General features: G+C 71.1%; 24 protein-coding genes. 13 read left to right on the forward strand and 11 right to left on the reverse strand.

Annotated elements, in window-relative coordinates:
- The first annotated feature begins 7 nt into the window (after positions 1-7).
- The 4 genes from SCNRRL3882_RS27470 to SCNRRL3882_RS27485 all read left to right on the forward strand — a co-directional run bounded on the left by SCNRRL3882_RS27470 (position 8) and on the right by SCNRRL3882_RS27485 (position 2701).
- Positions 8-1312, forward strand: a complete 1305-nt coding sequence (locus SCNRRL3882_RS27470) for a hemolysin family protein (protein ID WP_010042067.1) — start codon at positions 8-10, stop codon at positions 1310-1312.
- On the forward strand, positions 1309-1668 hold the full coding sequence (locus SCNRRL3882_RS27475) for an MmcQ/YjbR family DNA-binding protein (protein WP_010042069.1): 360 nt from the start codon (positions 1309-1311) through the stop codon (positions 1666-1668). The genes SCNRRL3882_RS27470 and SCNRRL3882_RS27475 overlap by 4 nt, the downstream gene beginning before the upstream one ends.
- A gap of 20 nt (positions 1669-1688) precedes the next feature.
- Positions 1689-2042, forward strand: a complete 354-nt coding sequence (locus SCNRRL3882_RS27480; protein WP_010042071.1) for a hypothetical protein — start codon at positions 1689-1691, stop codon at positions 2040-2042.
- A gap of 182 nt (positions 2043-2224) precedes the next feature.
- Entirely contained in the window at positions 2225-2701 is a 477-nt protein-coding gene (locus tag SCNRRL3882_RS27485) for a hypothetical protein (RefSeq protein ID WP_010042073.1), read from the forward strand.
- Positions 2702-2723: 22 nt separating this feature from the next.
- Here SCNRRL3882_RS27485 and SCNRRL3882_RS27490 read toward each other — a convergent pair whose 3' ends face one another.
- Together SCNRRL3882_RS27490 and SCNRRL3882_RS27495 are read right to left on the reverse strand one after the other, a co-directional pair.
- The gene (locus SCNRRL3882_RS27490) at positions 2724-3062 is read right to left on the reverse strand and encodes a P-II family nitrogen regulator (RefSeq protein ID WP_010042075.1); all 339 of its coding nucleotides are present in this window, start codon (positions 3060-3062) and stop codon (positions 2724-2726) included.
- Positions 3059-4369 (reverse strand): ammonium transporter, encoded by a 1311-nt coding sequence (locus SCNRRL3882_RS27495; RefSeq protein WP_010042078.1) that lies wholly within the window; start codon positions 4367-4369, stop codon positions 3059-3061. The genes SCNRRL3882_RS27490 and SCNRRL3882_RS27495 overlap by 4 nt, the downstream gene beginning before the upstream one ends.
- Positions 4370-4541: 172 nt before the next feature.
- On the opposite strand from SCNRRL3882_RS27495, the gene era reads away from it, so the two are divergent.
- Positions 4542-5504 (forward strand): GTPase Era, encoded by a 963-nt coding sequence (gene era / locus SCNRRL3882_RS27500; protein WP_086012539.1) that lies wholly within the window; start codon positions 4542-4544, stop codon positions 5502-5504.
- A gap of 40 nt (positions 5505-5544) precedes the next feature.
- On the opposite strand, the gene SCNRRL3882_RS27505 is transcribed toward era, so the two are convergent.
- From SCNRRL3882_RS27505 to SCNRRL3882_RS27525, 6 genes are all read right to left on the reverse strand, one after another.
- A complete protein-coding gene (locus SCNRRL3882_RS27505; protein WP_010042082.1) occupies positions 5545-7371 on the reverse strand; it encodes an ABC transporter ATP-binding protein in 1827 nt (608 codons plus the stop codon).
- The gene (locus tag SCNRRL3882_RS27510) at positions 7349-7822 is read right to left on the reverse strand and encodes a lasso peptide biosynthesis B2 protein (RefSeq protein WP_010042084.1); all 474 of its coding nucleotides are present in this window, start codon (positions 7820-7822) and stop codon (positions 7349-7351) included. The genes SCNRRL3882_RS27505 and SCNRRL3882_RS27510 overlap by 23 nt, the downstream gene beginning before the upstream one ends.
- Positions 7819-8199 (reverse strand): lasso peptide biosynthesis PqqD family chaperone, encoded by a 381-nt coding sequence (locus SCNRRL3882_RS27515; RefSeq protein ID WP_010042086.1) that lies wholly within the window; start codon positions 8197-8199, stop codon positions 7819-7821. The genes SCNRRL3882_RS27510 and SCNRRL3882_RS27515 overlap by 4 nt, the downstream gene beginning before the upstream one ends.
- Before the next feature lie 13 nt (positions 8200-8212).
- Entirely contained in the window at positions 8213-10048 is a 1836-nt protein-coding gene (locus SCNRRL3882_RS27520) for a lasso peptide isopeptide bond-forming cyclase (RefSeq protein ID WP_010042088.1), read from the reverse strand.
- Positions 10049-10157: 109 nt separating this feature from the next.
- Positions 10158-10271 carry a keywimysin-related RiPP gene (locus SCNRRL3882_RS40570; RefSeq protein WP_107500549.1) on the reverse strand — a complete coding sequence of 38 codons (114 nt, stop codon included), beginning with the start codon at positions 10269-10271 and terminating at the stop codon, positions 10158-10160.
- Between the two features lie 135 nt (positions 10272-10406).
- Positions 10407-10859 (reverse strand): ATP-binding protein, encoded by a 453-nt coding sequence (locus tag SCNRRL3882_RS27525; protein ID WP_010042090.1) that lies wholly within the window; start codon positions 10857-10859, stop codon positions 10407-10409.
- A 246-nt stretch (positions 10860-11105) separates the two neighbouring features.
- Between SCNRRL3882_RS27525 and SCNRRL3882_RS27530 the strand changes: the two genes are divergently transcribed.
- From SCNRRL3882_RS27530 to SCNRRL3882_RS27540, 3 genes are all read left to right on the forward strand, one after another.
- Positions 11106-11978 (forward strand): helix-turn-helix domain-containing protein, encoded by an 873-nt coding sequence (locus tag SCNRRL3882_RS27530; protein WP_010042092.1) that lies wholly within the window; start codon positions 11106-11108, stop codon positions 11976-11978.
- Positions 11975-12226 (forward strand): DUF397 domain-containing protein, encoded by a 252-nt coding sequence (locus SCNRRL3882_RS27535; RefSeq protein ID WP_010042095.1) that lies wholly within the window; start codon positions 11975-11977, stop codon positions 12224-12226. Before SCNRRL3882_RS27530 ends, SCNRRL3882_RS27535 begins: the two co-directional genes overlap by 4 nt.
- A gap of 68 nt (positions 12227-12294) precedes the next feature.
- Positions 12295-13107: an SAM-dependent methyltransferase gene (locus SCNRRL3882_RS27540; RefSeq protein ID WP_010042096.1), complete on the forward strand. Its 813-nt coding sequence runs from the start codon at positions 12295-12297 to the stop codon at positions 13105-13107.
- Here the strand turns inward: SCNRRL3882_RS27540 and SCNRRL3882_RS27545 are convergent.
- The 3 genes from SCNRRL3882_RS27545 to SCNRRL3882_RS27555 form a co-directional block, all read right to left on the reverse strand.
- Positions 13097-14419 carry a GH1 family beta-glucosidase gene (locus tag SCNRRL3882_RS27545; protein ID WP_010042098.1) on the reverse strand — a complete coding sequence of 441 codons (1323 nt, stop codon included), beginning with the start codon at positions 14417-14419 and terminating at the stop codon, positions 13097-13099. The genes SCNRRL3882_RS27540 and SCNRRL3882_RS27545 overlap by 11 nt on opposite strands.
- 71 nt (positions 14420-14490) lie before the next feature.
- On the reverse strand, positions 14491-14757 hold the full coding sequence (locus SCNRRL3882_RS27550) for a protealysin inhibitor emfourin (protein WP_010042100.1): 267 nt from the start codon (positions 14755-14757) through the stop codon (positions 14491-14493).
- A gap of 20 nt (positions 14758-14777) precedes the next feature.
- Positions 14778-15839 (reverse strand): M4 family metallopeptidase, encoded by a 1062-nt coding sequence (locus SCNRRL3882_RS27555; protein ID WP_029181328.1) that lies wholly within the window; start codon positions 15837-15839, stop codon positions 14778-14780.
- 319 nt (positions 15840-16158) lie between these two features.
- Here SCNRRL3882_RS27555 and leuA point away from each other — a divergent pair, with 319 nt between their 5' ends.
- The 5 genes from leuA to SCNRRL3882_RS27585 all read left to right on the forward strand — a co-directional run bounded on the left by leuA (position 16159) and on the right by SCNRRL3882_RS27585 (position 23053).
- A complete protein-coding gene (gene leuA, locus SCNRRL3882_RS27565) occupies positions 16159-17880 on the forward strand; it encodes a 2-isopropylmalate synthase (protein WP_010042103.1) in 1722 nt (573 codons plus the stop codon).
- Positions 17881-18066: 186 nt separating this feature from the next.
- The gene (locus SCNRRL3882_RS27570) at positions 18067-18765 is read left to right on the forward strand and encodes a TerB family tellurite resistance protein (RefSeq protein WP_010042104.1); all 699 of its coding nucleotides are present in this window, start codon (positions 18067-18069) and stop codon (positions 18763-18765) included.
- A 220-nt stretch (positions 18766-18985) separates the two neighbouring features.
- Positions 18986-21034: an MMPL family transporter gene (locus SCNRRL3882_RS27575; RefSeq protein WP_010042106.1), complete on the forward strand. Its 2049-nt coding sequence runs from the start codon at positions 18986-18988 to the stop codon at positions 21032-21034.
- A 133-nt stretch (positions 21035-21167) separates the two neighbouring features.
- Positions 21168-22394, forward strand: coding sequence for a sensor histidine kinase (locus SCNRRL3882_RS27580; protein ID WP_010042107.1), 1227 nt, complete (start codon positions 21168-21170; stop codon positions 22392-22394).
- Positions 22391-23053, forward strand: coding sequence for a response regulator (locus tag SCNRRL3882_RS27585; RefSeq protein ID WP_029181329.1), 663 nt, complete (start codon positions 22391-22393; stop codon positions 23051-23053). Before SCNRRL3882_RS27580 ends, SCNRRL3882_RS27585 begins: the two co-directional genes overlap by 4 nt.
- The last annotated feature ends 9 nt before the right edge of the window (positions 23054-23062 follow it).

A 23062-nucleotide genomic window follows, 5' to 3' on the forward strand; every position in this document is an offset into this window, starting at 1 on the left:
GCCGCCGATGAGTCCCCAACTCGCCCTGGGCGCGGTCGCCCTGGTCGTCGTGGCCTGGCTCGCCGCCTGCGCGGAGGCGGGCCTCGCGCGCGTCTCCAGCTTCCGCGCGGAGGAGGCCGTGCGCTCCGGCCGCCGCGGCAGCGCCAAGCTGTCCCAGGTCGCCGCCGACCCGACCCGCTACCTGAACGTGGCGCTGCTGGTCCGCGTCGCCTGCGAGATGGCCGCCGCCGCGCTGATCACCTACGGCTGCCTGAAGGAGTTCGACGGCACGACCGAGGCCCTCCTGATCGCCATCGCGGTCATGGTCCTCGTGTCGTACGTCGCCGTCGGCGTCTCCCCGCGCACCATCGGCCGCCAGCACCCGCTGAACACGGCGACGCTCTCGGCGTACGTCCTGGTGCCGCTGGCCCGGATCATGGGCCCGATCCCGTCGCTGCTCATCCTCATCGGCAACGCGCTCACCCCCGGCAAGGGCTTCCGCCGGGGGCCCTTCGCCTCCGAGGCGGAGCTGCGCGCGCTGGTCGACCTCGCCGAGAAGGAATCGCTCATCGAGGACGAGGAGCGCCGCATGGTGCACTCGGTCTTCGAGCTGGGCGACACCCTCGTCCGGGAGGTCATGGTCCCGCGCACGGACCTGGTGGTCATCGAACGCTTCAAGACCATCCGCCAGGCCCTCACCCTCGCCCTGCGCTCCGGCTTCTCGCGGATCCCGGTGACCGGCGAGAGCGAGGACGACATCGTCGGGATCGTGTATCTGAAGGACCTGGTCCGCAAGACGCACATCAGCCGCGAGGCCGAGTCCGAGCAGGTGTCCACGGCGATGCGCCCGGCGTTCTTCGTGCCCGACACCAAGAACGCGGGCGACCTGCTGCGCGAGATGCAGAAGGAGCGCAACCACGTCGCCGTCGCCGTCGACGAGTACGGCGGCACCGCCGGCATCGTCACCATCGAGGACATCCTCGAGGAGATCGTCGGCGAGATCACCGACGAGTACGACCGCGAACTGCCGCCGGTGGAGGACCTCGGCAAGGACCGCTACCGGGTCACTGCCCGCCTGGACATCGGCGACCTGGGCGAGCTGTACGGCCTGGAGGCGTTCGACGACGAGGACGTCGAGACGGTCGGCGGTCTGCTGGCGAAGGCGCTGGGCCGGGTTCCCATCGCCGGTGCGTCGTCCGTCGTCGGTCTCCCGGACGGCAGGGAACTGCGCCTGACCGCTGAGGCCGCGGCCGGCCGCCGGAACAAGATCGTGACCGTGCTGGTGGAGCCGGTGGATCCGGCGGATCCCCCCGAGGAGGAGAAGCCGGAATGACTCCGCAGGAACTGCGCGCGTTCTGCCTGTCGTTCAACGCGGCGGTCGAGGACTTCCCGTTCAGCCCGGAGATCTCGGTCTTCAAGGTCCAGGGCAAGCTCTTCGCCCTGTCGCACCTCGACGCGCGTCCCCTGAAGGTCAACCTCAAGTGCGACCCGGACGACGCGATCCGGCTGCGCCGCGAGCACGAGGGCCTGATCGTCCCCGGCTGGCACATGAACAAGCGGCACTGGAACACGGTCACGGCCGACGGGGGACTCCCGGACCGGCTGGTCCGGGAGCTCGTCGAGGACTCCTACGACCTCGTCGTCGCGGGCCTGCCGCGAGCGGACCGCCTCCGCCTCGACCGGTCCTGACGCTTACGTATGCTCGGATCATGACCGACAGCAGCGCGCTCGACCCCGAGGACCGCAAGATCGTCACCCTGGCCCGTTCCGCACGGGCCCGCAACGGCGTGCCCGAGGGGGCGGCCGTACGGGACGAGACCGGACGTACGTATGTCGCGGGGACCGTGGCCCTCGACTCCCTGAGGCTCAGTGCCCTCCAGACGGCGGTGGCGATGGCGGTGGCCTCGGGCGCGACGTCGCTGGAGGCGGCGGCGGTCGTGACGGAGGCGGAGACGGCGTCCGCCGAGGACCGGGCGGCGGTACGGGATCTCGGTGGGGCGGGGACGCCGGTACTGATCGCCGGGCCCGACGGGACGGTCCGTGCCACGGTGACCGCCGGCTGACGTGCTGGCCGAACTTCGCTGTAACCGGCGGTAATTAGGCGAGATTTCAACCTTGCCGCCGTCTGCCCCAGCCGCATCAATGGAACCGTCAGTTCCGACGGACCGTCAGGTTCGGCTCTCGGCAGTGTGTCCGCATCCACGTGCCGAGCGGTCCCCCCACACGGAAAGGGAACCGTAATCCCATGAGATGCAAGCGAATCGGAGCGGGCGCGGCCCTGGCGGCCGGTGCCCTCGCGGTCACCGGGCTCGCCTTCGCCCCCGCCGCACTCGCCGTCACCCCTCAGACGGCGACGATCAGCGCCGACTGCGGCACCTTCGGCAGTGGCGAGGCCACGCTCACGGCCACGCAGGACGGCACCGCCGCCACCGTCACCGTCAAGTCGTCCGCGATCACCGCGCCGATCGGCCTCGGCGAGGACTCGATCGCGTCCACCCTCACCCTGGTGAAGACCGGCGGCGGCACCGTCGACTTCACCGGCACGGAGAACCCGGCGATGGCCGCCGGCGCCCCCGTCGAGGTCGGCCCCCTCAGCGGCACCGTGGCTTCCGGCGACAGCCTGGAGGCCTTCGGCGGCTCGCTGAAGATGACCGTCTTCGGCATCACCATCACCTGCACGGCGACCGGGCCGCAGTCGCCGGGCCCGTTCGTGTTCGACTGATCCCGGCCGGGCCGGGCGCGACCTACAGCGCGTCCGGCCCGCGCTCGCCCGTCCGCACCCGCACGACCGTGTCCACGGGCAGCGCCCACACCTTGCCGTCGCCGATCTTGCCGGTGTGCGCGGCCTTCACGACCGCGTCGATGACGGCCTCGGCGTCCGCGTCCTCGACGACGACCTCGATCCGGACCTTCGGCACCAGGTCGACCTGGTACTCGGCGCCGCGGTACACCTCGGTGTGGCCGCGCTGCCGTCCGTAGCCGCTGGCCTCGCTCACGGTCAGGCCCTGCACGCCGAGTTCCTGCAAGGCGTTCTTGATCTCGTCGAGGCGGTACGGCTTGACGATCGCGGTGATGAGCTTCATGCCTGGGGGGTGACCTTCTGGGCGGAGGAGACGACGGAGGAGGAGACCGGGGCGCCGTGGCCCAGGACCCCGTGATCGTAGGCCGTCTCGGCGTGCACCGTAAGGTCCAGGCCCGTCTGCTCCTGCTCCTCGCTCGCGCGGAAGCCCATCGTGGCGTCGATCAGCTTGCCGATCCCGTACGTCACACCGAACGCGTACACCGCCACCACGACCACGGCCAGCAGCTGCTTGCCGAGCTGGCCGAGGCCGCCGCCGTAGAGGAGGCCCTCGGCGCCGCCCGTCATCGACTCCACGGCGAAGACGCCGATGAGGAGCGTGCCGATGACACCGCCGACCAGGTGGACGCCGACGACGTCGAGGGAGTCGTCGTAGTTCAGCTTGAACTTCCAGCTCACGGCGTAACTGCAGACGGCACCGGCGGTGAGGCCGACGACCAGGGCGCCGAGCAGGGACACCGAACCGCAGGACGGGGTGATGGCGACCAGGCCCGCGACCGCGCCGGACGCGGCGCCCAGGGTGGTGGGGTGGCCGTCGCGCTTCTGCTCGACGAAGAGCCAGCCGAGCAGGCCGGTGCAGCCCGCGGCGAGGGTGTTGAGGAACGCGGCGGCCGCGAGGCCGTTGGCGCCGAGGGCCGAGCCGGCGTTGAAGCCGAACCAGCCGAACCAGAGCAGACCGGCGCCCAGCATCACCATGGGCAGGTTGTGCGGGCGCATGGCGTCCTTCTTGAAGCCCAGTCGCGGGCCCAGGACCAGGCACAACGCGAGCCCCGAGGCACCGGAGACGATCTCCACGGGCAGTCCGCCGGCGAAGTCGAGGGCACCGAGCCGGTCGAGGATCCAGCCGCCCGGGCCCCAGACCCAGTGCGCGACCGGAACGTATACGAGCAGCGCCCACACCGGCACGAAGACCAGCCACGCCCCGAACTTCGCCCGGTCGGCGACCGCGCCGCTGACCAGGGCGGCGGTGATGATCGCGAAGGTGAGCTGGAAGGTGGCGAACAGGAGGGTGGGGACCGTGCCCTGGACGCTGTCCGGCCCGAGGCCGCTCATGCCGGCGTGGTCGAGCCCGCCGATGAGCCCGCCCGCGGCGTCCTCGCCGAAGGCGAGGGAGTAGCCGGCGGCCAGCCACACCACCGTCACCAGGGCGATCGACACGAAGCTCATCATCAGCATGTTGAGCACGCTCTTCGTGCGGACCATGCCGCCGTAGAACAGGGCCAGGCCCGGGGTCATCAGCAGGACGAGGGCGGTGGCGGCGAGCAGCCAGGCGGTGTCGCCGGTGTCGGCGCTTGCGGCGGCCAGAGGCACGGTGTCTCCAACGAGGTGGGGCTCCGGGGGCTCGTCAGAGGTTCACCGGCCTGCGTTTCCGGTTGCGTACGAGTGTGTTTCCGTGACGTTTCGTTGCCTGCGGGTTTCCGGAACCTCACGGGCCGGGCGGCGTTCGGGCGCCTGTGCGGCGGGGCTCTGTGGATCAGGGAGAATGGGCGCCATGAGCGTTCGTACCCAGTCATCCGAAGAGCCGGCCGAAGCTGTCCACCGGGCTGGCTTCGCCTGCTTCGTGGGCCGTCCCAACGCGGGCAAGTCCACCCTCACGAATGCTCTGGTCGGCCAGAAGGTGGCGATCACGGCGAACCAGCCGCAGACGACGCGGCACACCGTGCGGGGCATCGTGCACCGCCCGGACGCCCAGCTGATCCTGGTCGACACCCCGGGGCTGCACAAGCCGCGCACGCTGCTGGGCGAGCGGCTGAACGACGTCGTGCGCACGACGTGGGCCGAGGTGGACGTGATCGGCTTCTGCCTGCCGGCGAACGAGAAGCTCGGCCCCGGCGACCGCTTCATCGCGAAGGAACTCGCGTCCATCAAGAAGACGCCGAAGATCGCGATCGTCACGAAGACGGACCTGGTGGACGGCAAGGCGCTCGCCGAGCAGCTCATCGCGATCGACCAGCTCGGCAAGGAGCTGGGCTTCGAGTGGGCGGAGATCGTCCCGGTGTCGGCGGTCGGCGACAAGCAGGTGGGCCTGCTGGCCGACCTGATCGTCCCCCTCCTGCCGGAGGGCCCGGCGCTCTACCCCGAGGGCGACCTGACCGACGAGCCCGAGCAGGTCATGATCGCGGAGCTGATCCGGGAGGCCGCGCTGGAGGGCGTCCGCGACGAGCTCCCGCACTCCATCGCCGTCGTCGTCGAGGAGATGCTCCCCCGCGAGGACCGCCCCGCCGACAAGCCCCTGCTCGACATCCACGCCTTCGTCTACATCGAGCGCCCCAGCCAGAAGGGCATCATCATCGGCCCCAAGGGCAAGCGTCTGAAGGAGGTCGGCATCAAGTCCCGCAAACAGATCGAGGCACTCCTCGGGACACCGGTGTTCCTGGACCTCCACGTGAAGGTCGCGAAGGACTGGCAGCGGGACCCGAGGCAGCTGCGCAAGCTGGGGTTCTGAGGAGCCGGCTTCCCGTGCCGGTGGGACGTCACGCGGACGGTCACCCGGCGCCGCCCTTCAGGCCGGCCGTGCGCGGCACGCGGAGATCCCCGGTCTGCTGAGCGCGGAGGAGCGACCGGTAGTGCTCACTGCTGTCGAGGAGCTCCCCATGGCTGCCCGTGGCGACGACCCGGCCGGCGTCGAGGACGACGATCAGGTCCGCGGCGTGGATGGTGGACATGCGGTGCGCGATCACGAGCAACGTGCACTCCCGCGTGGCTTCCCGCATCGACCTGCGCAGCGCCGCCTCGCTGACCGCGTCCAGATGGGCGGTCGGCTCGTCCAGCAGGAGCAGACGCGGCCGGGCCAGCAGAGCACGGGCGATGGCGATCCGCTGGCGCTCACCACCGGAGAGCGCCATGCCGTGCTCACCGGCGTCGGTGTCCAGGCCCCGCGGCAGACGGGTGATCAGGTCCGACAGGTGCGCCAGCTCGACCACCCGGTCGAGCTCCTCCGGTTCAGCGTCCGGGACGGCGTACATCAGGTTCTCCCGCAGTGTGCCGTACAGCACCGGGGCATGCTGTTCCACCAGGCCGATCCGGGCCCGGTGTTCGGCCCGGCCGCTCGCCCGTATGTCACGGCCCTCGGCAAGGATGTGGCCGCTGTCCGGGTCGTAGAACCGCTCGATCAGCGCGAACACGGTGGACTTTCCGACTCCCGAGCTGCCGATCAGGGCCACGTGGGAGTGCTCCGGTGCCTCGAAGGTCACGCCGCGCAGGACGGGACGGCGCGGTTCGTAGCCGAACCACACGTCACGGAACTCCAGCGCGGGCGCCCGTGACCGGCCGCCGCTGCCCCCCGCCGGGCGGGACACCGGAGCTCCGGCTCCCGACACGGCGTCCTGCTCCGTGGGCAGCTCCAGCACTTCCGTGACCCTGCGGTACGCGCCCACGCCCTGCTCCATGGTGCTGAGGGACTGGAACAGCATGCCGATCGGCTCCACCAGATAGATCATGTACAGCAGGAAGGCGGCGAGATCGGCGATCGACCCCTGCCGGTCGGCGACCCGCATGCCGCCGATGAGCAGCACGACGACGAAGGATCCTTTGACGGCCAGCTGGATCGCCGGTGCCACCACGGCGTCGAGCTTCGCCATCCGCACACTTCCCGCGTACGCCGATCGGGCGCCATCCGCGATGCGGTCGGTTTCGCGCTGCTCGGCGCGGCTGGCCCGGACCGTGCGGATGGCACCGAGCGCGCGCTCCAGATCAGCGGTCATCGCACCCGTCGCCCGCTGCGTGGACAGCGACGCCACCTCGATGCCGTGCAGCACCGAGACGACGATCATGGTGGCGATCGCCACCATGCCCAGCACGACGAGGAACATCAACCAGTCGAGCCAGATCATCAGCGCCACGACACCGATCAGCCCGATGACACCGGTGATCGCTTCGGTGAAGCCCTCCGCGACGAGCAGCCGCAAGGTCGTGCTGTCGGTGCTGGTGCGCGAGATCAGATCGCCTATGCGGTGGCGGTCGTAGACGGCCATGGGCAACCGCAGCACGTGCTTGATCAGGCCGAGCCGGATCCCCAGGACGATCCCTTCGCCCGTCCGGGCCAGGACGAACTGGGCGAGGCCCTGCACCAGTGCCTGGGCGAGGAAGAGGACGACGAGCAGCACCAGGGCGGTCCCGATCGCGCTGCCGGAGGTGGTCGACTCGATCACCTGCTTGACCAGCAGCGGTTGGGCCAGGCTCAGAGCGGAGGCTCCCAGTGTCAGCAGGACGGCGAGAGCCACCCACCGCCGGTGGCCGTGCAGCAGGCGCAGGAAGTCCCGCGGCGCGGTCCGGCTCCGCTCGTCGGTCTCACCCGTCGCTCGGGGCTTCATGGATCACGGCCTCACGGCGGACGGAACCAGGAACGCAGGGCACGGTGAACAGGGGGCGGAAGTAGTCGGGCGGGTGCTCCTCTCCCACCGGCACCCCCTCCGCCTCCACCCAGGCGTGCGCACCGAAGGGCGGCAGGCGCCGCGCGCCCACGCACCAGGTGGGCCACTGGCCGTGCAGGCGGCACAGCAGGACCGTGGCGAGCGACCGGGGCAGGCACCCTTCCCGCCCCCCGCACGCGAGGCTGACCGCGACCACGGAGTCCCGGGCGGCCCGGGTCTGCCCGAGGGTGGCCGGACGGGCGCCCCGGCGCAGCCACTCCAGCGCGGCCCGTATGCGCCGGGGGCGCTGACGGGCCAGGAGCCGCGCTGCTCCCACGGCGAGCCGGACCGGGATCCGGCGCCGCAGAGGAACCGAGCGCGGGTCGTGGAAGATCACCTCCGGTGAGGTCATCGCCGCTCCCTCCCCGCACGCCGGCCGCGCAGGTGCGGCCATCGGCCGCCCATCCGCCGCCGCACCAGCCCGACGGGCCGGGCCGTCGGAGCTCGGGCGCCCTCTCCCGGCCCGTCGCTGTCCGCTTCGCCCAGGCCCGCCGAGTACAGTCCGCCGACCAGGTCCCGGACGTCCCGCCGCGCCGTGCCGATGTCCACCGCGTACTCCGCGCTGAGCGTCTGCGCGGCGTCGTCTTCGCTGCCGCCCGCCAGCAACGTGTGCAAGGCGACGGCGGCGCTGGGATTGAGCGTCCAGTACTGGTTGCGGTCCTCGTCGAGGATCGCGATCCCGTAGTCGGTCTCGGCCGTGAACACACCCTCACGCAGCTTGAACGCCATCGGCCGTCTCCATTCAGCCCGGAACAGCGGTGGTGGCGGTTTCCAGCGTGCGCAGCCACATCTCGCACACCACGGTCTGGTACAGCGCGTCGAAAGGCAGGCTCGGGGGCAGCGGCCGGCCGCACGTCTCGCGCAGCACCTTCGCGTCGATCAGACCCAACCGAGCCAGCCGGGAGTCCTCGCACAGGGCCAGCAACTCGGCACGCTGTTCCCGCATCCCGACCTCCGCCTCGTAGGAACCCTCGTCCTTGGTGTGACGGGTCAGGCTCTCGTCGGGAACGATGCCGCGCATCGCCTCGACGATGAGCGGCTTGTACTGCCAGGGGGTGATCCTGTCCTGCGGCCGCACCGCCAGGCCCGCTTCGACCACCCGGTCGTCGTAGTAGGGGGCGGCGAGGGTGAGCCCGGCGCGGCTGGCCATCTGGCCCACCTGCCGGACCATGCGGGAGTTGTTCCCCATGGCTTCCAGCTCGATGTGCTGCCCGCGCCTCTCGGCCAGTGGTTCGGCGGTACGCGCCGCGGTGCGGATCAGTTCGCGTACGGCCGCGACGGCGTCCGGCGTCGCCCATGGAGGGAGCCGTGGCGGCGTCCCCCAGTCCAGCGCGGGCGTCTCCAAGGGGGGCGGTACGGCGGTGAGCAGGTCGCCGGCTCGGCCGAGCCACGTCCGGTAGGAGCTGTTGTCCCACAACTGCCGCAGTGCTTCCCGGTACGGCCACGGGCCCTGGGCGGCGAAGCCGCGCAGGCGCTGCCACGCGATCCTGGGGTGGGTCCGTGCCAGCGTGTGCAGATGCGCCGGCGAGCCGGAGAGCAACTCGTCCCCGCCGAAGCCCGTCAGGTGTATGCGGGAGCCCTGTGCCGCAGCAAGCCGCGGAATGAGCAGACAGCGGCTGGGATGCATCATCGCCGGGCACGGCTCGTCGAAGCGCTCGTCCACGTCCCGGAGGCCCTCGTACACCATCGGCAACTGGTCTCCGGCGATGACGTGGTGACCGACGTCGCCCAGTCTCGCGACCGTCCGGCGCGCCCAGGTCACGTCGTCGCACAGGGGGTCGAGACCGTCGGCGGTGTAGGCGATGACCTTCGCCGTGCCGCGTGCGGCCAGAGCGCACACCGAGGTCGAGTCCAGGCCGCCCAGATCGCAGCTCACCACGTCCCGGCCCCGGACGCGGACCTCCACCGCCGCCGACAGTGCCTTCCGCAACGCCGACGCGCCCTCGGCCATCGGCACCACCGGCTCGGGAGGCGCCCACCACGCGACGGGCCGTCCCCGGCCGTCGGCGTCGAGCGCCAGGTAGCGGCCGATCCCCAGGGCGCCCACACCACGCCACACCGGTTCGCCGGCCAGCGGGTGCGGCGCGCACGGATTCAGCAGGCGGGCCGCCAGCCGCTGCTCGTCGACCTCCGCGTCGAGCAGAGCGGCCAAGACGTCGGCCCGGTCCGCGGCCACGGTGGTGTCCTCGAGCCTGGCGTGGAACACCCGCCGAAAGCCGGTGACGCTCCCCTGGACACGCACCCGTCCGGCGACCGAAGCGACCAGATGCCAACTCCCGGCCAGGCCGCGGGCCAGACCGTCCAGGTCGCTGATCGTCCGGATCCGGTCGGCCGCCGGGGTGAGCCGGTCGGCGGTGACGGCGTGTTCACCGACGACTGCGATCTTCGTCCGGCCCGCCTCGCCGACGGCCATGGCACCGGGAGACCAGTGGCCGAGCAGCCACGGCCGTCCCGACGGGTGGCTGACCTCCTGGACCTTCCGGGTGCGAAGTGCGGCGGACACCCGGGCCGCCGAAGCACAGTCCGGAAGGACGACGAACCAGCCCGGACCCTCGCCGGAACCAGGAAAATCGACCATGCCGGTCCCTTCCTGTACCCCGAGCCCTGAAGCGATCAAGAGATGTGGGCGGCAGGACTGACGCCCTGCCACCCCTCGGAGATCCCGCACCGGCGGAACAACCGGCGGATCAGAAGAACCTCCTCCGGAAGAACCAGAACCTCTCCGGCCCGTCCCTGAAGCCCAGACCGGTCTTGCGGAAGGAGCCGACCGCAGTCAGCGTCGGACGCTCGTAGGTGCGCATGTCGTTGCACCTCCTGAACTGCGCGCGTCGCTATCGGTTGTCTCTTCCACCATGACACCAAATGGGGTGATTGGCCAAAAAGTCTGGTTTGACCAAAGAGCCAGATAACGTTACTGATTCAACCTTTAGGACTTCTCAGGGGCATTGGGTCGTCGCCAGGCTCGCCCACACCGCGTTGCCCCCCGTGAGGGGTGAGCGGGTGACTCCCCAGCTGTCGGCTATCTCCCGTACGAGCAGCAGGCCACGGCCGCCCTCGTCGTCGAGGGCGGGGCGGCAGTCGGGGATGCCGCGGCCCGTGAGGTCGCCGTCGTGCACCTCCAGCCGGAAGCGTTCCGCCGTCATCCGGCCCACGCCGCACAGGATCCGCTCGCCGGGCGTGTGCAGAACGGCGTTGGTCACCAGCTCGGACACCACCAGGACGGCGTTCGCGCACGCCTCGTCGGGCACCTGCCAGGAGTCCAGCCGCGCCTGCGTGGCATGACGGGCGACTCTGACGCTGGTCCGGTGGGACGGCAGCTCCAGCCAGTGGGTGCGGCCCGGGCGCACCGCGTCCAGGAACCGGGGAGTGGAAGTCGTGTGGGGGGACACGGCATTCGCCTTCCGTGGGGGTGGGCGCAGTCAAGGAAGGGGCGAGGCGCGAAACGGACCGCCCGGAAGGGGACTTGGGGATTCCGGCGCCCTGTTCACACAAGTAACTATGCTCGTAGAGCAGTTCACGCTGCAACCATCTGCCTGATAATTTCAGAAGGAAGGTATCGCTGCTCCGGGCCGCTTGGCGGACGATCAAGTCCCTGTCAGGCTTGCACCGGTGACGACCCCTCAGGAGGCACGGGCGTGAACGACGCGCGATCAGGCACCGGCGCCGGCGCGCCCACCGTTCTCCGCATGATCCTGGGACGCCGCCTCCAGGAGGCCCGGCAGACCGCGGGCCTGTCCCTCGACGACGCGGCCAAGGCCCTGCGCGTCACGCCGCTGACCATCCGCCGCCTGGAGAAGGCCGAGGTCGGCCTGAAGATCCTCTACGTCGAGAAGCTGCTCCAGACCTACGGGGCTGAGCAGCAGGAGATCGACGAGTTCGTCAGTCTGGCCGAGCGGGCCAACGAGCCCGGCTGGTGGCACCCGTACCGCGATGTGATGCCGTCCTGGTTCACCGCCTACGTGAGCCTGGAGACCGGCGCGAGAACACTGCGCACCTATGAGCCGCAGTACGTCACGGGACTGCTCCAGACACCCGGGTACGCCCGTGCCGTGCTGCGCGGCGGCTTCCCGAACGACAACGACGAGGACCTCCAGCGGCGCGTGGAGCTGCGGCTGCGCCGCCAGAGCCTGCTCACGAAGCCGGACGCGCCCACGCTGTGGGTGGTGATGGAGGAGGCCGTGCTGCACCGGGTGGTGGGCGGCCCCGAGGTGATGCGCGAGCAGATCGACCGGCTCCTGGAGGCGTCCGAGCTGGAGCACGTCAGCGTCGACATCGTGCCGTTCACGGCGGGCGCCCACGTCGGGGCGTGCGCGCCCTTCACCTACTTCCGGTTCGAGGAGCGGGAGCTGCCCGACATTGTCTACAGCGAGATCCTCTCCGCGTCCGTCTACCTCGACCAGCGCGCCGACGTCGTGGCCCATCTGGAGGCCCACAACCGGCTGTCGCTGAAGACCTCGTCAGCGGACAGCAAGGCGCTGTTGAACCGCATGCGGAAGGAGTACTCATGACCATCGCCGAGGGCGCCGTGTACAACGGGATGCCCGCGTCGGACCTCGGGGAACAGGGCTGGGAACGTCCGTGGAGCGGCCCCAACGGGGGCCAGTGCGTGGAGACCAAGCAACTGGCCGACGGCCGCGTGGCGGTTCGGCAGTCGGCCGATCCCGCCGGTCCGGCGCTGATCTACACGCCCGAGGAGATCACCGCGTTCGTCGCGGGCGTCAAGCAGGGCCTCGCCGACCATCTCACGGCCCTCTGAACCCCCGCGATCCCCACAACCCCCACCGAGCCGGACCCGCACCACCACCCCCCACCGAGAGGCACGGCATGACCCACTCGCACGCGTCACGGGACATCGACACCAGCAGGCCGCACTCCGCCCGCATGTACGACTACTACCTGGGCGGCAAGGACCACTTCGAGGTGGACAAGCAGGCGGCCGAGCGGGTCGCCGAGGCCTACCCCGCCATCTTCGTCTGCGCCCGCGAGAACCGCGCCTTCATGCACCGGGCCACCCGCGTCCTCGCCCGCGAGCACGGCATCCGCCAGTGGCTGGACATCGGCACCGGCATCCCCACCGAGCCCAACCTGCACCAGGTGGCCCAGTCCGTGGTCCCCGACGCCCGCGTGGTCTACGCCGACAACGACCCCCTCGTCCTCAAGTACGCCGAGCGCCTGATGCGCAGCACGGCCGAGGGCCGTACGACGTACATAGAGGCGGACGTCAACGACCCCCAGGCGCTGCTGACCGCACCCGAACTGGCCGAGGTCCTCGACCTGAGCCGCCCGGTCGCGCTCTCCCTCAACGCGCTGATGCACTTCGTCACCGACGCCCAGGACCCGTACGGCATCGTGCGCCGGCTGCTGGACGTCCTGCCCTCGGGCAGCGCCCTGGCGCTGAGCCACTGCACGCCCGACTTCGACCCGTCGACCTGGCAGAAGGTCACCGAGATCTACACCTCGGCCGGGACGCCGGTGCAGTTCCGCTCCCGGGCGGACGTCACCCGCTTCTTCGACGGCCTGGAGCTGCTCGACCCCGGTGTCACCGTCGGCCACCGCTGGCGGCCCGACGCCACCGACGGCGACGCCCCGACGGACGCCGAGGTCAGCCTGTGGACCGGGGTGGGCGTCAAACCGTAGTTCCCTGGGCCCGCAGCACCTCCCGGTACCAGCGGTACGACGACTTCGGGGTCCGCTCCAGGGTCTCGAAGTCGACGTGGACCAGGCCGAAGCGGCGGGCGTAGCCCTCCGCCCACTCGAAGTTGTCGAGCAGGGACCACACGAAGTAGCCGCGTACGTCGACGCCCGCCTCCAGCGCCCGGTGCAGGGCCCGGATGTGGCCGTCCAGATAGGCGATGCGGTCCTGGTCGTCGACGTCCGGGTACGAGCAGCCGTTCTCGGTGATGACGACGGGCGGGAGCCGGTCGCCGTAGCGGTCGTGGAAGGTGGTGAGGAGCTCGGTCAGGCCCTCGGGCACGACCGGCCAGCCGAAGTCGGTGACCGGGTGGCCCGTGATCTCCCGTACGGAGAAGGGGAGTTCGGCGGGCATGGCGACGCCGCCGAAGGTGATGTCGGTGCCCTGCGGGGCGCCCACCCGCGTCGGCGCGTAGTAGTTGACGCCGTACCAGTCGACCGGCTCGGCGATCACCTTCAGGTCGGCCGCGACGTCCCCGGGCATCAGCTCGCCGATGCCGTCCGGGTAGCGGCCCAGCAGCAGCGGGTCCGCGAACAGTCGGTTCAGCAGCACGTCGTAGAACTCGGCCGCCTCCGCGTCCGCCGCCTCGGTCGACGCGGCCCAGGTCGGGCCGTGCGAGTTGGCGATGCCGATGTCCGTGACGCCCGAGGCGCGCAGGGCCCGGACGGCCAGGCCGTGGGCCAGCAGCTGGTGGTGGGCGGCCGGGAGCGCGTCGAACAGCAGCTGCCTGCCCGGCGCGTGCACGCCCAGGGCGTGACCCAGCAGGGTGTGTTCGGCGGGCTCGTTGAGGGTGATCCACTTCGTCACCCGGTCTCCCAGGCGGCCGGCGACCAGGGCCGCGTACTCGGCGAAACGCGCCGCCGTGTCCCGCTCCAGCCAGTCCAGGTCCGTCGGCAGGTCCCAGTGGAACAGGGTCGGCACCGGGCGGATCCCGGCCGCGCACAGGTCGTCCACCAGCCGGTCGTAGAAGTCCAGGCCCTTCTCGGAGCGCACGCGCGGCCAGGACACCGAGAAGCGGTACGCGTTCACGCCGAGGCCGGCCAGCAGTGCCACGTCCTCGCGGTGGCGGTGGTAGTGGTCGCAGGCCACCACCGCCGTCGAGCCGTCCTTCACCCGGCCCGGCTCGGCCGTGAAGGCGTCCCACACGGAGGGCTCGCGCTCGTCCGCCGCGCCCTCGATCTGGTGCGCCGAGGTCGACACGCCCCAGAGGAAGCCGGCCGGGAAGCGGGGGATCGGATTGCCTGCGTCAGTCGCCATGCGCTGGATCATCCGTACCGCCGGTAACAGAAGTCAACAGGCCGCCGCGGAGCACCTGTTGCCCCCGCCTGTCACGCCCCCTCCTTCAGCACCCGGGAGATCAGCTTCCGCTGCTCCTCGGTCAGCCGGGGGTCCGCGCAGTACACCGTCTTGCCGTCCACCGTGATCTGGTAGCCGAAGCCGTCCGGAACGCCGATCGGCGGAGTGCTCCGTCCGGCGGCGAACGCCTTCTCGGCCAGGGCGTGCCATTCGGGGGCATCGGGGCGGCCGGAGGTGTCCACCTCGGCATGCCGTTCGATGCCCGCGAACCCGCCCGTGCGCCTCACCTGAATCCGCATGGCACCTGTCTAGTACGGAACTACAGGGTCCGCACCCCGACCTGCTCCCAGGCCTTCGACACGGCGTCCAGCTCCTCCCCGTCGCCGAACCGCTCCCGCGCGGCCTTGACGGTGAGCGTGGCGAAGTCGGCGAACATCGCCTGCTGCTTCAGCTCGCCGCCGGTCAGCACGTCGTACCAGACCTGTCCCGCGCGTTCCCAGGCGTGGCCGCCGAGGGCCGTGGCCGCCAGGTAGAAGGCGTGGTTCGGGATGCCCGAGTTGATGTGGACACCGCCGTTGTCGCGGCCGGTGCGGACGAAGTCGTCCATCGTGGCCGGCTGCGGGTCCTTGCCCAGGACGTCGTCGTCGTACGCCGTGCCCGGCTCCTTCATGGAGCGCAGCGCCTTGCCCGTCACCCGTGGGGCGAGCAGGCCCGCGCCGATCAGCCAGTCCGCCTCGGCGGCGGTCTGGCCCAGCGTGTACTGCTTGATGAGCGAGCCGAAGACGTCCGACAGGGACTCGTTCAGCGCGCCGGGCTGACCGAAGTAGGTGAGGTTGGCCGTGTACTGGGTGACGCCGTGGACCAGTTCGTGGCCGATGACGTCGATCGGGATGGTGAAGTCGAGGAAGATCTCGCCGTCCCCGTCGCCGAAGACCATCTGCTCGCCGTTCCAGAAGGCGTTGTTGTAGTCGCGGTCGTAGTGCACGGTCGCGTTCAGGGGCAGGCCGCCGCCGTCGATGGAGTCGCGCTGGTACGCCCGCCAGAGCAGCTCGAAGGTGGCGCCGAGGCCCGCGTAGGCGCGGTTGACGGTGGCGTCCTTGCCGGGCTTGTCGCCCTCGCCGCGGACCTTGTGGCCGGGCAGGTCGGTGCCGTGCCGGGCGTCGTGGATGGTCCGCTGCGGCTTGCCGTCGGCGACCCCGGTGACGGCGGTCGCGCCGATGACCGTGGTGAGGCGGCGCTGGGTGCGCTCGAAGGCGTCGCGCTGCAGCGTGCGGCGGGCGGGCCCGGCGAGCGCGGGGTCCTCGGCCTGGGCGAGCTTGTCGAGGACATGCGGTGGAACGATGGTGCAGAAGACGGGCTCGAAGCCCCCGTGAGTCGTCATGCCCGGCACCCTTGCACTGCGTGACGGAGCTGTCACTAGTCGCCACCATGATTGGTGAAATACCGGGACAAGGGCCTTCACCCTCCGTGGCGAAGTGGTATAGCGCACTTTTTGTCCCGTATGTGCGCCCGGTCCCGCATACTGATACGGACCCGCGCACCCGGAGGGCCTCGGCTAGCATGCTGCGCATCATGCGTTTCGGGCTGCTTCTCCTTAGCTGCCGCGGCGAGGGCCTGTAGTCGAGGCCGACTCCCTCCCCGCGGAGCTTGGTGCTGCGTCGTCGGCCGTCCTTCCGGACACTCTGAGGAGCCCCCGCATCATGGCGAACCGCCAGCAGCCCAGTTCCATGCCGATCCACAAGTACGGCCGCTACGAGCAGGTCGACATCCCGGACCGCACCTGGCCGAACAACCGCATCACCGCCGCCCCCCGCTGGCTCTCCACCGACCTGCGTGACGGCAACCAGGCCCTGATCGACCCCATGTCGCCCGCCCGCAAGCGCGCGATGTTCGACCTGCTGGTCAAGATGGGCTACAAGGAGATCGAGGTCGGCTTCCCGGCCTCCGGCCAGACCGACTTCGACTTCGTGCGCTCCATCATCGAAGAGCCCGGGGCCATCCCCGACGACGTCACCATCTCCGTACTGACCCAGGCCCGCGAGGACCTGATCGAGCGCACGGTGGAGTCCCTGAAGGGCGCCAAGCGCGCGACCGTCCACCTCTACAACGCCACCGCCCCCGTCTTCCGCCGGGTCGTCTTCCGGGGCTCCAAGGACGACATCAAGCAGATCGCCGTCGACGGCACGCGGCTGGTCATGGAGTACGCGGAGAAGCTGCTGGGCCCGGAGACGGAGTTCGGCTACCAGTACTCGCCGGAGATCTTCACCGACACCGAGCTGGACTTCGCGCTGGAGGTCTGCGAGGCGGTCATGGACGTCTGGCAGCCCGGCCCGGGCCGCGAGATCATCCTCAACCTGCCCGCCACGGTGGAGCGTTCGACCCCGTCGACCCACGCGGACCGCTTCGAGTGGATGGGCCGCAACCTCTCCCGCCGCGAGCACGTCTGCCTGTCCGTCCACCCCCACAACGACCGCGGCACGGCCGTCGCCGCAGCCGAGCTGGCCCTGATGGCCGGTGCCGACCGCGTCGAGGGCTGCCTGTTCGGCCAGGGCGAGCGCACCGGCAACGTCGACCTGGTCACCCTGGGCATGAACCTCTTCTCGCAGGGCGTCGACCCGCAGATCGACTTCTCCGACATCGACGAGATCCGTCGCACGTGGGAGTACTGCAACCAGATGGAGGTCCACCCGCGCCACCCGTACGTGGGCGACCTGGTCTACACGTCCTTCTCCGGCTCCCACCAGGACGCCATCAAGAAGGGCTTCGACGCCATGGAGGCCGACGCGAAGGCCAAGGGCGTCACCGTCGACGACATCGAGTGGGCCGTCCCGTACCTGCCGATCGACCCCAAGGACGTCGGCCGCTCCTACGAGGCGGTCATCCGGGTCAACTCGCAGTCCGGCAAGGGCGGCATCGCGTACGTCCTGAAGAACGACCACAAGCTGGAACTGCCCCGCCGGATGCAGATCGAGTTCTCGAAGATCATCCAGGCGAAGACGGACGCCGAGGGCGGCGAGGTCACGCCGAAGGACATCTGGGCCGTCTTCCAGGACGAGTACCTGCCCAACCCCGAGAACCCGTGGGGCCGGATCCAGGTCAAGAACAACCAGTCGACGACCGACACCGACGGCGTGGACACGCTGACGGTGGAGGCCACGGTCGACGGCCAGGACACCGTCCTGTCCGGTTCCGGCAACGGCCCGATCTCGGCCTTCTTCGACGCGCTCCAGTCCGTCGGCATCGACGTACGCCTGCTGGACTACCAGGAGCACACGATGAGCGAGGGCGCCTCCGCGCAGGCCGCCTCCTACATCGAGTGCGCGATCGACGACAAGGTCCTGTGGGGGATCGGAATCGACGCGAACACCACGCGGGCCTCGCTGAAGGCGGTCGTCTCGGCCGTCAACCGGGCGACGCGCTGACCTGTCCCGACGAGGGTTCAGGGGCTCCGTCCGCCGTTGTCCGGCGGGCGGAGCCCCGTCGCATACCGGCCAATCCCTGTGAGGGTCACGGAAAGGTCTCCTCCGGGGTACTGACTCCTCCTCACGGATGTGGCTAACATCACGCAAGCGCGGCGACGCTGCCGTGCGGCGTGACGGAGGTGCGACGTGCTGCCAGGACGGGGACGAAACGGCCATGCCGCCAGGTTTTCGAGCATCCTGGGCACCCGTACCGCGTGGACGCCCGCCGGTGACGGGGAGTTCTTCTGCCCCGGCTGCGGCGGCGACCGCAACTACCAGCGGCTGACCGGACAACGCCGCTTCACCCTGCTCGGCCTGCCCGTGCTGCCGCGCGGTGAGACCGGCCCGGTCGTGGAGTGCGCCGCCTGCCGCCGCCACTTCGGCACGGACGTCCTCGACCATCCGACCACCACCCGCTTCTCCGCGATGCTCCGCGACGCCGTGCACACCGTCGCCCTCGCCGTGCTGGCCGCGGGCGGCGCCGGTTCCCGTCCGGCGCTGGAGGCCGCGGTGCTCGCCGTGCGCGCGGCCGGCTTCGACGACTGCACGGAGGAACAGCTGGCCGCCCTCGTGGAGGCGCTGGAGGCGGACACCGGCCGGATCACCGGGGAGCCCTGCGGTGCGGGGCTGGCCATAGAGCTGCACGAGGCGCTGGACCCGCTCGCCCCGCACCTCGCCACGGTCGGCCGCGAATCGATCCTGCTCCAGGGGGCCCGTATCGCCCTGGCGGACGGGCCGTACACGCCCGCCGAGCGGGACGTGCTCGCGACGGTGGGGGCGGCGCTCACCATCTGCTCGGACGACGTGACACGGGTGCTGGCGGAGGCGGCACGGACGCCGTCGTAGGGCAGCGCCCCTGCCGGGCACTCCCCGGCGTCGCTCCCCGGGCGTTACTCCCCGGGGAGTAATCCGCCGCCCGTACCGCCCTCCGCAGTAACCCCCGACTCGGCCTCGGGTCCGACGCATCGGCCCCCGCGCGCCGGGAGTCTGGAGACCGTTCCAGACACCCGGACCGGAGGGAGCCCGAACAGTGGGGGACACAAGGAAAACCGCACGGCGGCGAACCGTGCCCTGGGTGGTGGTCGGGCTGTGGCTCGCCGCCCTCGTGCTGGTCGGGCCGCTCGCCGGGAAGTTCGCCGGCATCCAGCAGAACCGCGCCGTCGACTACCTGCCCGACAGCGCCGACTCCACGCAGGTCGCGCGGATCCAGGACCGGCTGCCGGGAGGCGAGTCCACCGACCTGGTGCTCGTGTACCACCGGGACGGCGGTCTGACCGACGCCGACCGGCGCACGGCCGCCGAGCAGGTCGCCGAGGTGCGCGGCGCCTACGACCTGACCGGCGAGCCGCACGGCGTGCCGTCCGAGGACGGCACCACCCTGATGTACCCGGTGTCCAGCACCCAGCCCGGCCAGGACGAGGAGGCCCGGAACGCCTTCGTGGACGGCGTGCGGGAGATCGCCGAGGGCAGCGGCGGGCTGAGCGTCGAGGTCGGCGGGCCCGGGGCGTTGAACACCGACATGAGCAAGGTGTTCGAGACGATCGACGGCACCCTGCTCTTGGCCACGCTCGCCGTAGTCACCGTCCTGCTGATCCTGATCTACCGCAGCCCGTTCCTGTGGCTGGTGCCGCTCGCCGTCGCGGGCGTCGCCGCCGCCGTGTCGATGGCCGCCGGGTACGGGCTCCACGAACTGTTCGACGTCACCGTCACCGGCCAGAGCGGCGGCGTGATGACCGTGCTCGTCCTCGGCGCCGGCACCGACTACGCGCTGCTGCTCATCTCCCGCTACCGCGAGGAACTGCGGCGCCACGAGCGGCCGTACGACGCCATGAGCGCCGCCCTGCGCGGCTGCGGACCGGCGATCCTCGCCTCCTCCGGGACCGTCGGGGCCGGGCTGCTGTGCCTGCTCGCCGCCGACCTCAACAGCAGCAGCGGCATGGGACCGGTCGGCATGGTCGGGGTGCTCGCCGCGCTGGTCGCCATGACGACCCTGCTGCCCGCCGTGCTGGTGCTGCTCGGGCGGCGGGTCTTCTGGCCGCTGATCCCCGCGTTCGGCAGCGAGCCTAGGGCGCGCCGGTCGCTGTTCGCCGCGATGGGGACCTCGGCGACGCGCAGGCCCGTCACCGTGCTCGTCGGTGGGGCCGCGCTGCTCGGTGCGCTGGCGCTCGGCACGCTGAATCTGTCCGGGAGCATCAAGCAGGAGGACTCCTTCACGGAGCGGCCCGAGTCGATCGCCGCGATGCGGACGCTGGCGCGGGAGTATCCGGAGCGCAGCAGCCGGCCGGTGACGGTCATCGCCCCCGACGAGCGGGCCGGCACGGCTGTGGAGCGGGCCCGTGCGACCGACGGTGTCGCCGAGGTGGTTGCCGGGCGCAGTGGCTCGGGGTGGACCGAGATCGCGGTCTTCACGACCGCCTCGCCCGAGACTCCGGCCGAGACCCGGACCATCGAGGCCCTGCGGGCCCGGCTCGACCCCGCGGGCGCCTATGTCGGTGGTCCCAGCGCGCAGCAGATCGACCTGGCCGACAGCGAGTCCCGGGACCGGAAGGTGATCGTGCCGCTGGTGCTGGGGGCCGTGTTCGTCATCCTCGTCGGGCTGTTGCGCAGTCTCGTCGCGCCGTTGCTGCTGTTGGCGGCGGTGGTGGCCGTGTGGGGTGCGGCGCTCGGCATCGGGGGGCTGGTGTTCGAGCCGGTGTTCGGCTTCGGCGGTACGGATCCCGGGCTGGGGCTGCTGTCGTTCGTGTTCCTGGTCGCGCTCGGTGTGGATTACGGGATCTTCCTGATGCACCGGATGCGGGAGGAGTCCGTGAAGGGCGTCGAGCCGGAGGCGGCCGCGCTCACCGCGTTGCGTACGACCGGTGGGGTCATCGCCTCCGCGGGTGTGGTGCTCGCGGCGACCTTCGCCGTGCTGACGACGTTGCCGATGGTCGGGCTCGTCGAGCTCGGATTCGTCATCGCGGTGGGGGTGCTGCTCGATACGTTCCTGGTGCGGACGTATCTGGTGACGACGGCGAGTGTGCTGTTGCGGCGGCGGGTTTGGTGGCCGGGACGGCTGTCGCGCGCACCGGAACCGCCCGCTGTTGCCGAGCGGGGGCGGGTTCGCAGCCCGGCGTAGCGGGGTGCCTCCCCCGAGCTCTCGGCTTCGCTCGAGCAGGGGGTACCCCCATCGCCCACCCGTGCCGCCCCAGCGGCACGACTGCCAGCAGCCGAGTGGGTCCCCTCCCGGAGGGGGCCCCTCCTGGCCGAGGATGATGTCCGTGCAGGTACCCACGACAGGCAACCGCATCATGGCGGTGATCAACCGTGATCCGCTGACCGCTCCGCACGCCCTGCGCAACGACGCGCTGCTCGCCGTCGTCGCCGCCGCACTCGCGGTCGCTCTCGCGCTGTTCGTCGACGACGGGCGCCGGCCCGACGCGCTCGGCTGGGCGCTGTTGCTCGCCTGCCACGTGCCGCTGGCGTGGCGCCGCCGCCGTCCGCTGCTCGTGCTGCTCGCGATCGTGGTCTGCGTCGCCCCGTATCACGCCCTCGACAACACCCACACGGCGCCGACCCCGGCCGCCTACATCGCGCTCTACACCGTCGCCGTCACCGGTCGCCCGCTGCGTACCGTCCTGGTCGGCGTCGGTGTCATCACCCTCTCGACGGGTGTGATGCTCACCGTCAGCGCGCACGAGGCGCTGAGGGTGCTCCAGATCTCCGGCTGGGTCGTCGCCGTGCTGTTCTGCGGTGCCGACGTGCGCTTCTACCGCCAGTACGTCGCCTCCATCGTGGAGCGCGCCGAACGTGCCGAACGCACCCGGGAGGAGGAGGCCCGGCGTCGGGTCGCCGAGGAGCGGCTGCGGATCGCCCGGGACCTGCACGACCTGCTCGCGCACAGCATCACCCTCATCGGCGTGCAGACCTCGGTCGCCGCCCACGTGCTGTCCGCCGACCCCGAGCGGCTCGACCGGGAGACCGTGGCCAAGGCCCTCGACGACATCGCCGAGACCTGTCGCAGCGCCCGGGGCGAACTCCGTACGACCCTGGAGGTCTTGCGCGAGCACGGCACCCCGGACGTCCGCGGCCCGCTGCCCGGCCTAGGCGGTCTGCCGGATCTGGCGGAGGCCGCGCGGCTCGCCGGTGCCCGGGTCGAGCAGACCGTGCGGATACGGCAGGCGCCGCCCGCCGTCGGTGCCGCCGCCTACCGCATCGTGCAGGAGGCGCTGACCAACGCCGTACGGCACGCGGGGCCCGAACCGGCCGTCCGGGTCGACCTGGTGGAACGGGAGGGCGCCCTGCACCTGTCGGTCAGCGACGACGGCACGGGACCGGCCCCGGGCGGCACCCCGGGCTTCGGAATCGTCGGAATGCGCGAGCGGGCGCGCACGGTGGGTGGCACACTCGACGCCGGTCCACGTGCGGACGGCGGCTTCGAGGTGACCGCCGTACTGCCGCTGACGATGACGGGGGCCACGGGGGAGGGGACCGGATGACCATACGAGTGCTGCTCGCGGACGACCAGACCCTGGTACGGGAGGCGTTCGCGCTGCTCGTGGAGTCGGCCCGGGACATGGAGGTCGTCGGCCAGGCCGCCTCCGGCCGGCAGGCCGTGCGACTGGCCCGCAGCGAGCGCGCCGACCTCGTCGTGATGGACATCCGCATGCCCGACCTGGACGGCATCGAGGCGACCCGGCTCATCGCGGCCGACGAGGACCTCGCGGGCGTCCGCGTCCTGGTCCTCACCACGTACGACACCGACGAGAACATCGTGGAAGCCCTGCGGGCCGGCGCCTCCGGGTTCCTGGTGAAGGACACCAGGCCGGCCGAACTCCTCGACGCCATCCGTACGGTCGCGGCCGGGGAGTCCCTGCTGTCGCCCGGGCCCACGGCACGGCTGATCGAGCGGTTCCTGCGCAGCCCCTCGGCACCTCGGACCGGCGGGCCGGAGTGCCTGTCCGACCGCGAGCGGGAGGTGCTGTCGCTGGTCGCGCGCGGCCTCAACAACACCGAGATAGCCGAGGCGTTGGGGTTGAGCCCCCTGACCGCGAAGACGCACGTCAGCCGCATCATGGGCAAGCTGGCGGCCCGGGACCGGGCGCAGTTGGTCATCGTCGCGTACGAGTCGGGGCTGGTGACCCCGGGGAGCGTCTGACGGACGGGC

It is taken from the genome of Streptomyces chartreusis NRRL 3882 (assembly GCF_900236475.1).
Classification (GTDB): Bacteria; Actinomycetota; Actinomycetes; order Streptomycetales; family Streptomycetaceae; genus Streptomyces; species Streptomyces chartreusis_D.

What these genes read in the sequence shown, in the direction of transcription:
- SCNRRL3882_RS27470 (WP_010042067.1), top strand. Translation starts at nt 8, where the DNA reads ATGAGTCCCCAACTCGCCCTGGGCGCGGTCGCCCTGGTCGTCGTGGCC.
- SCNRRL3882_RS27475 (WP_010042069.1), top strand. Translation starts at nt 1,309, where the DNA reads ATGACTCCGCAGGAACTGCGCGCGTTCTGCCTGTCGTTCAACGCGGCG.
- SCNRRL3882_RS27480 (WP_010042071.1), top strand. Translation starts at nt 1,689, where the DNA reads ATGACCGACAGCAGCGCGCTCGACCCCGAGGACCGCAAGATCGTCACC.
- SCNRRL3882_RS27485 (WP_010042073.1), top strand. Translation starts at nt 2,225, where the DNA reads ATGAGATGCAAGCGAATCGGAGCGGGCGCGGCCCTGGCGGCCGGTGCC.
- SCNRRL3882_RS27490 (WP_010042075.1), bottom strand. Translation starts at nt 3,062, where the DNA reads ATGAAGCTCATCACCGCGATCGTCAAGCCGTACCGCCTCGACGAGATC.
- era (WP_086012539.1), top strand. Translation starts at nt 4,542, where the DNA reads ATGGGCGCCATGAGCGTTCGTACCCAGTCATCCGAAGAGCCGGCCGAA.
- SCNRRL3882_RS27505 (WP_010042082.1), bottom strand. Translation starts at nt 7,371, where the DNA reads ATGAAGCCCCGAGCGACGGGTGAGACCGACGAGCGGAGCCGGACCGCG.
- SCNRRL3882_RS27510 (WP_010042084.1), bottom strand. Translation starts at nt 7,822, where the DNA reads ATGACCTCACCGGAGGTGATCTTCCACGACCCGCGCTCGGTTCCTCTG.
- SCNRRL3882_RS27515 (WP_010042086.1), bottom strand. Translation starts at nt 8,199, where the DNA reads ATGGCGTTCAAGCTGCGTGAGGGTGTGTTCACGGCCGAGACCGACTAC.
- SCNRRL3882_RS27520 (WP_010042088.1), bottom strand. Translation starts at nt 10,048, where the DNA reads ATGGTCGATTTTCCTGGTTCCGGCGAGGGTCCGGGCTGGTTCGTCGTC.
- SCNRRL3882_RS40570 (WP_107500549.1), bottom strand. Translation starts at nt 10,271, where the DNA reads ATGCGCACCTACGAGCGTCCGACGCTGACTGCGGTCGGCTCCTTCCGC.
- SCNRRL3882_RS27535 (WP_010042095.1), top strand. Translation starts at nt 11,975, where the DNA reads ATGACCATCGCCGAGGGCGCCGTGTACAACGGGATGCCCGCGTCGGAC.
- SCNRRL3882_RS27540 (WP_010042096.1), top strand. Translation starts at nt 12,295, where the DNA reads ATGACCCACTCGCACGCGTCACGGGACATCGACACCAGCAGGCCGCAC.
- SCNRRL3882_RS27545 (WP_010042098.1), bottom strand. Translation starts at nt 14,419, where the DNA reads ATGGCGACTGACGCAGGCAATCCGATCCCCCGCTTCCCGGCCGGCTTC.
- SCNRRL3882_RS27550 (WP_010042100.1), bottom strand. Translation starts at nt 14,757, where the DNA reads ATGCGGATTCAGGTGAGGCGCACGGGCGGGTTCGCGGGCATCGAACGG.
- SCNRRL3882_RS27555 (WP_029181328.1), bottom strand. Translation starts at nt 15,839, where the DNA reads ATGACGACTCACGGGGGCTTCGAGCCCGTCTTCTGCACCATCGTTCCA.
- leuA (WP_010042103.1), top strand. Translation starts at nt 16,159, where the DNA reads ATGGCGAACCGCCAGCAGCCCAGTTCCATGCCGATCCACAAGTACGGC.
- SCNRRL3882_RS27580 (WP_010042107.1), top strand. Translation starts at nt 21,168, where the DNA reads ATGATGTCCGTGCAGGTACCCACGACAGGCAACCGCATCATGGCGGTG.
- SCNRRL3882_RS27585 (WP_029181329.1), top strand. Translation starts at nt 22,391, where the DNA reads ATGACCATACGAGTGCTGCTCGCGGACGACCAGACCCTGGTACGGGAG.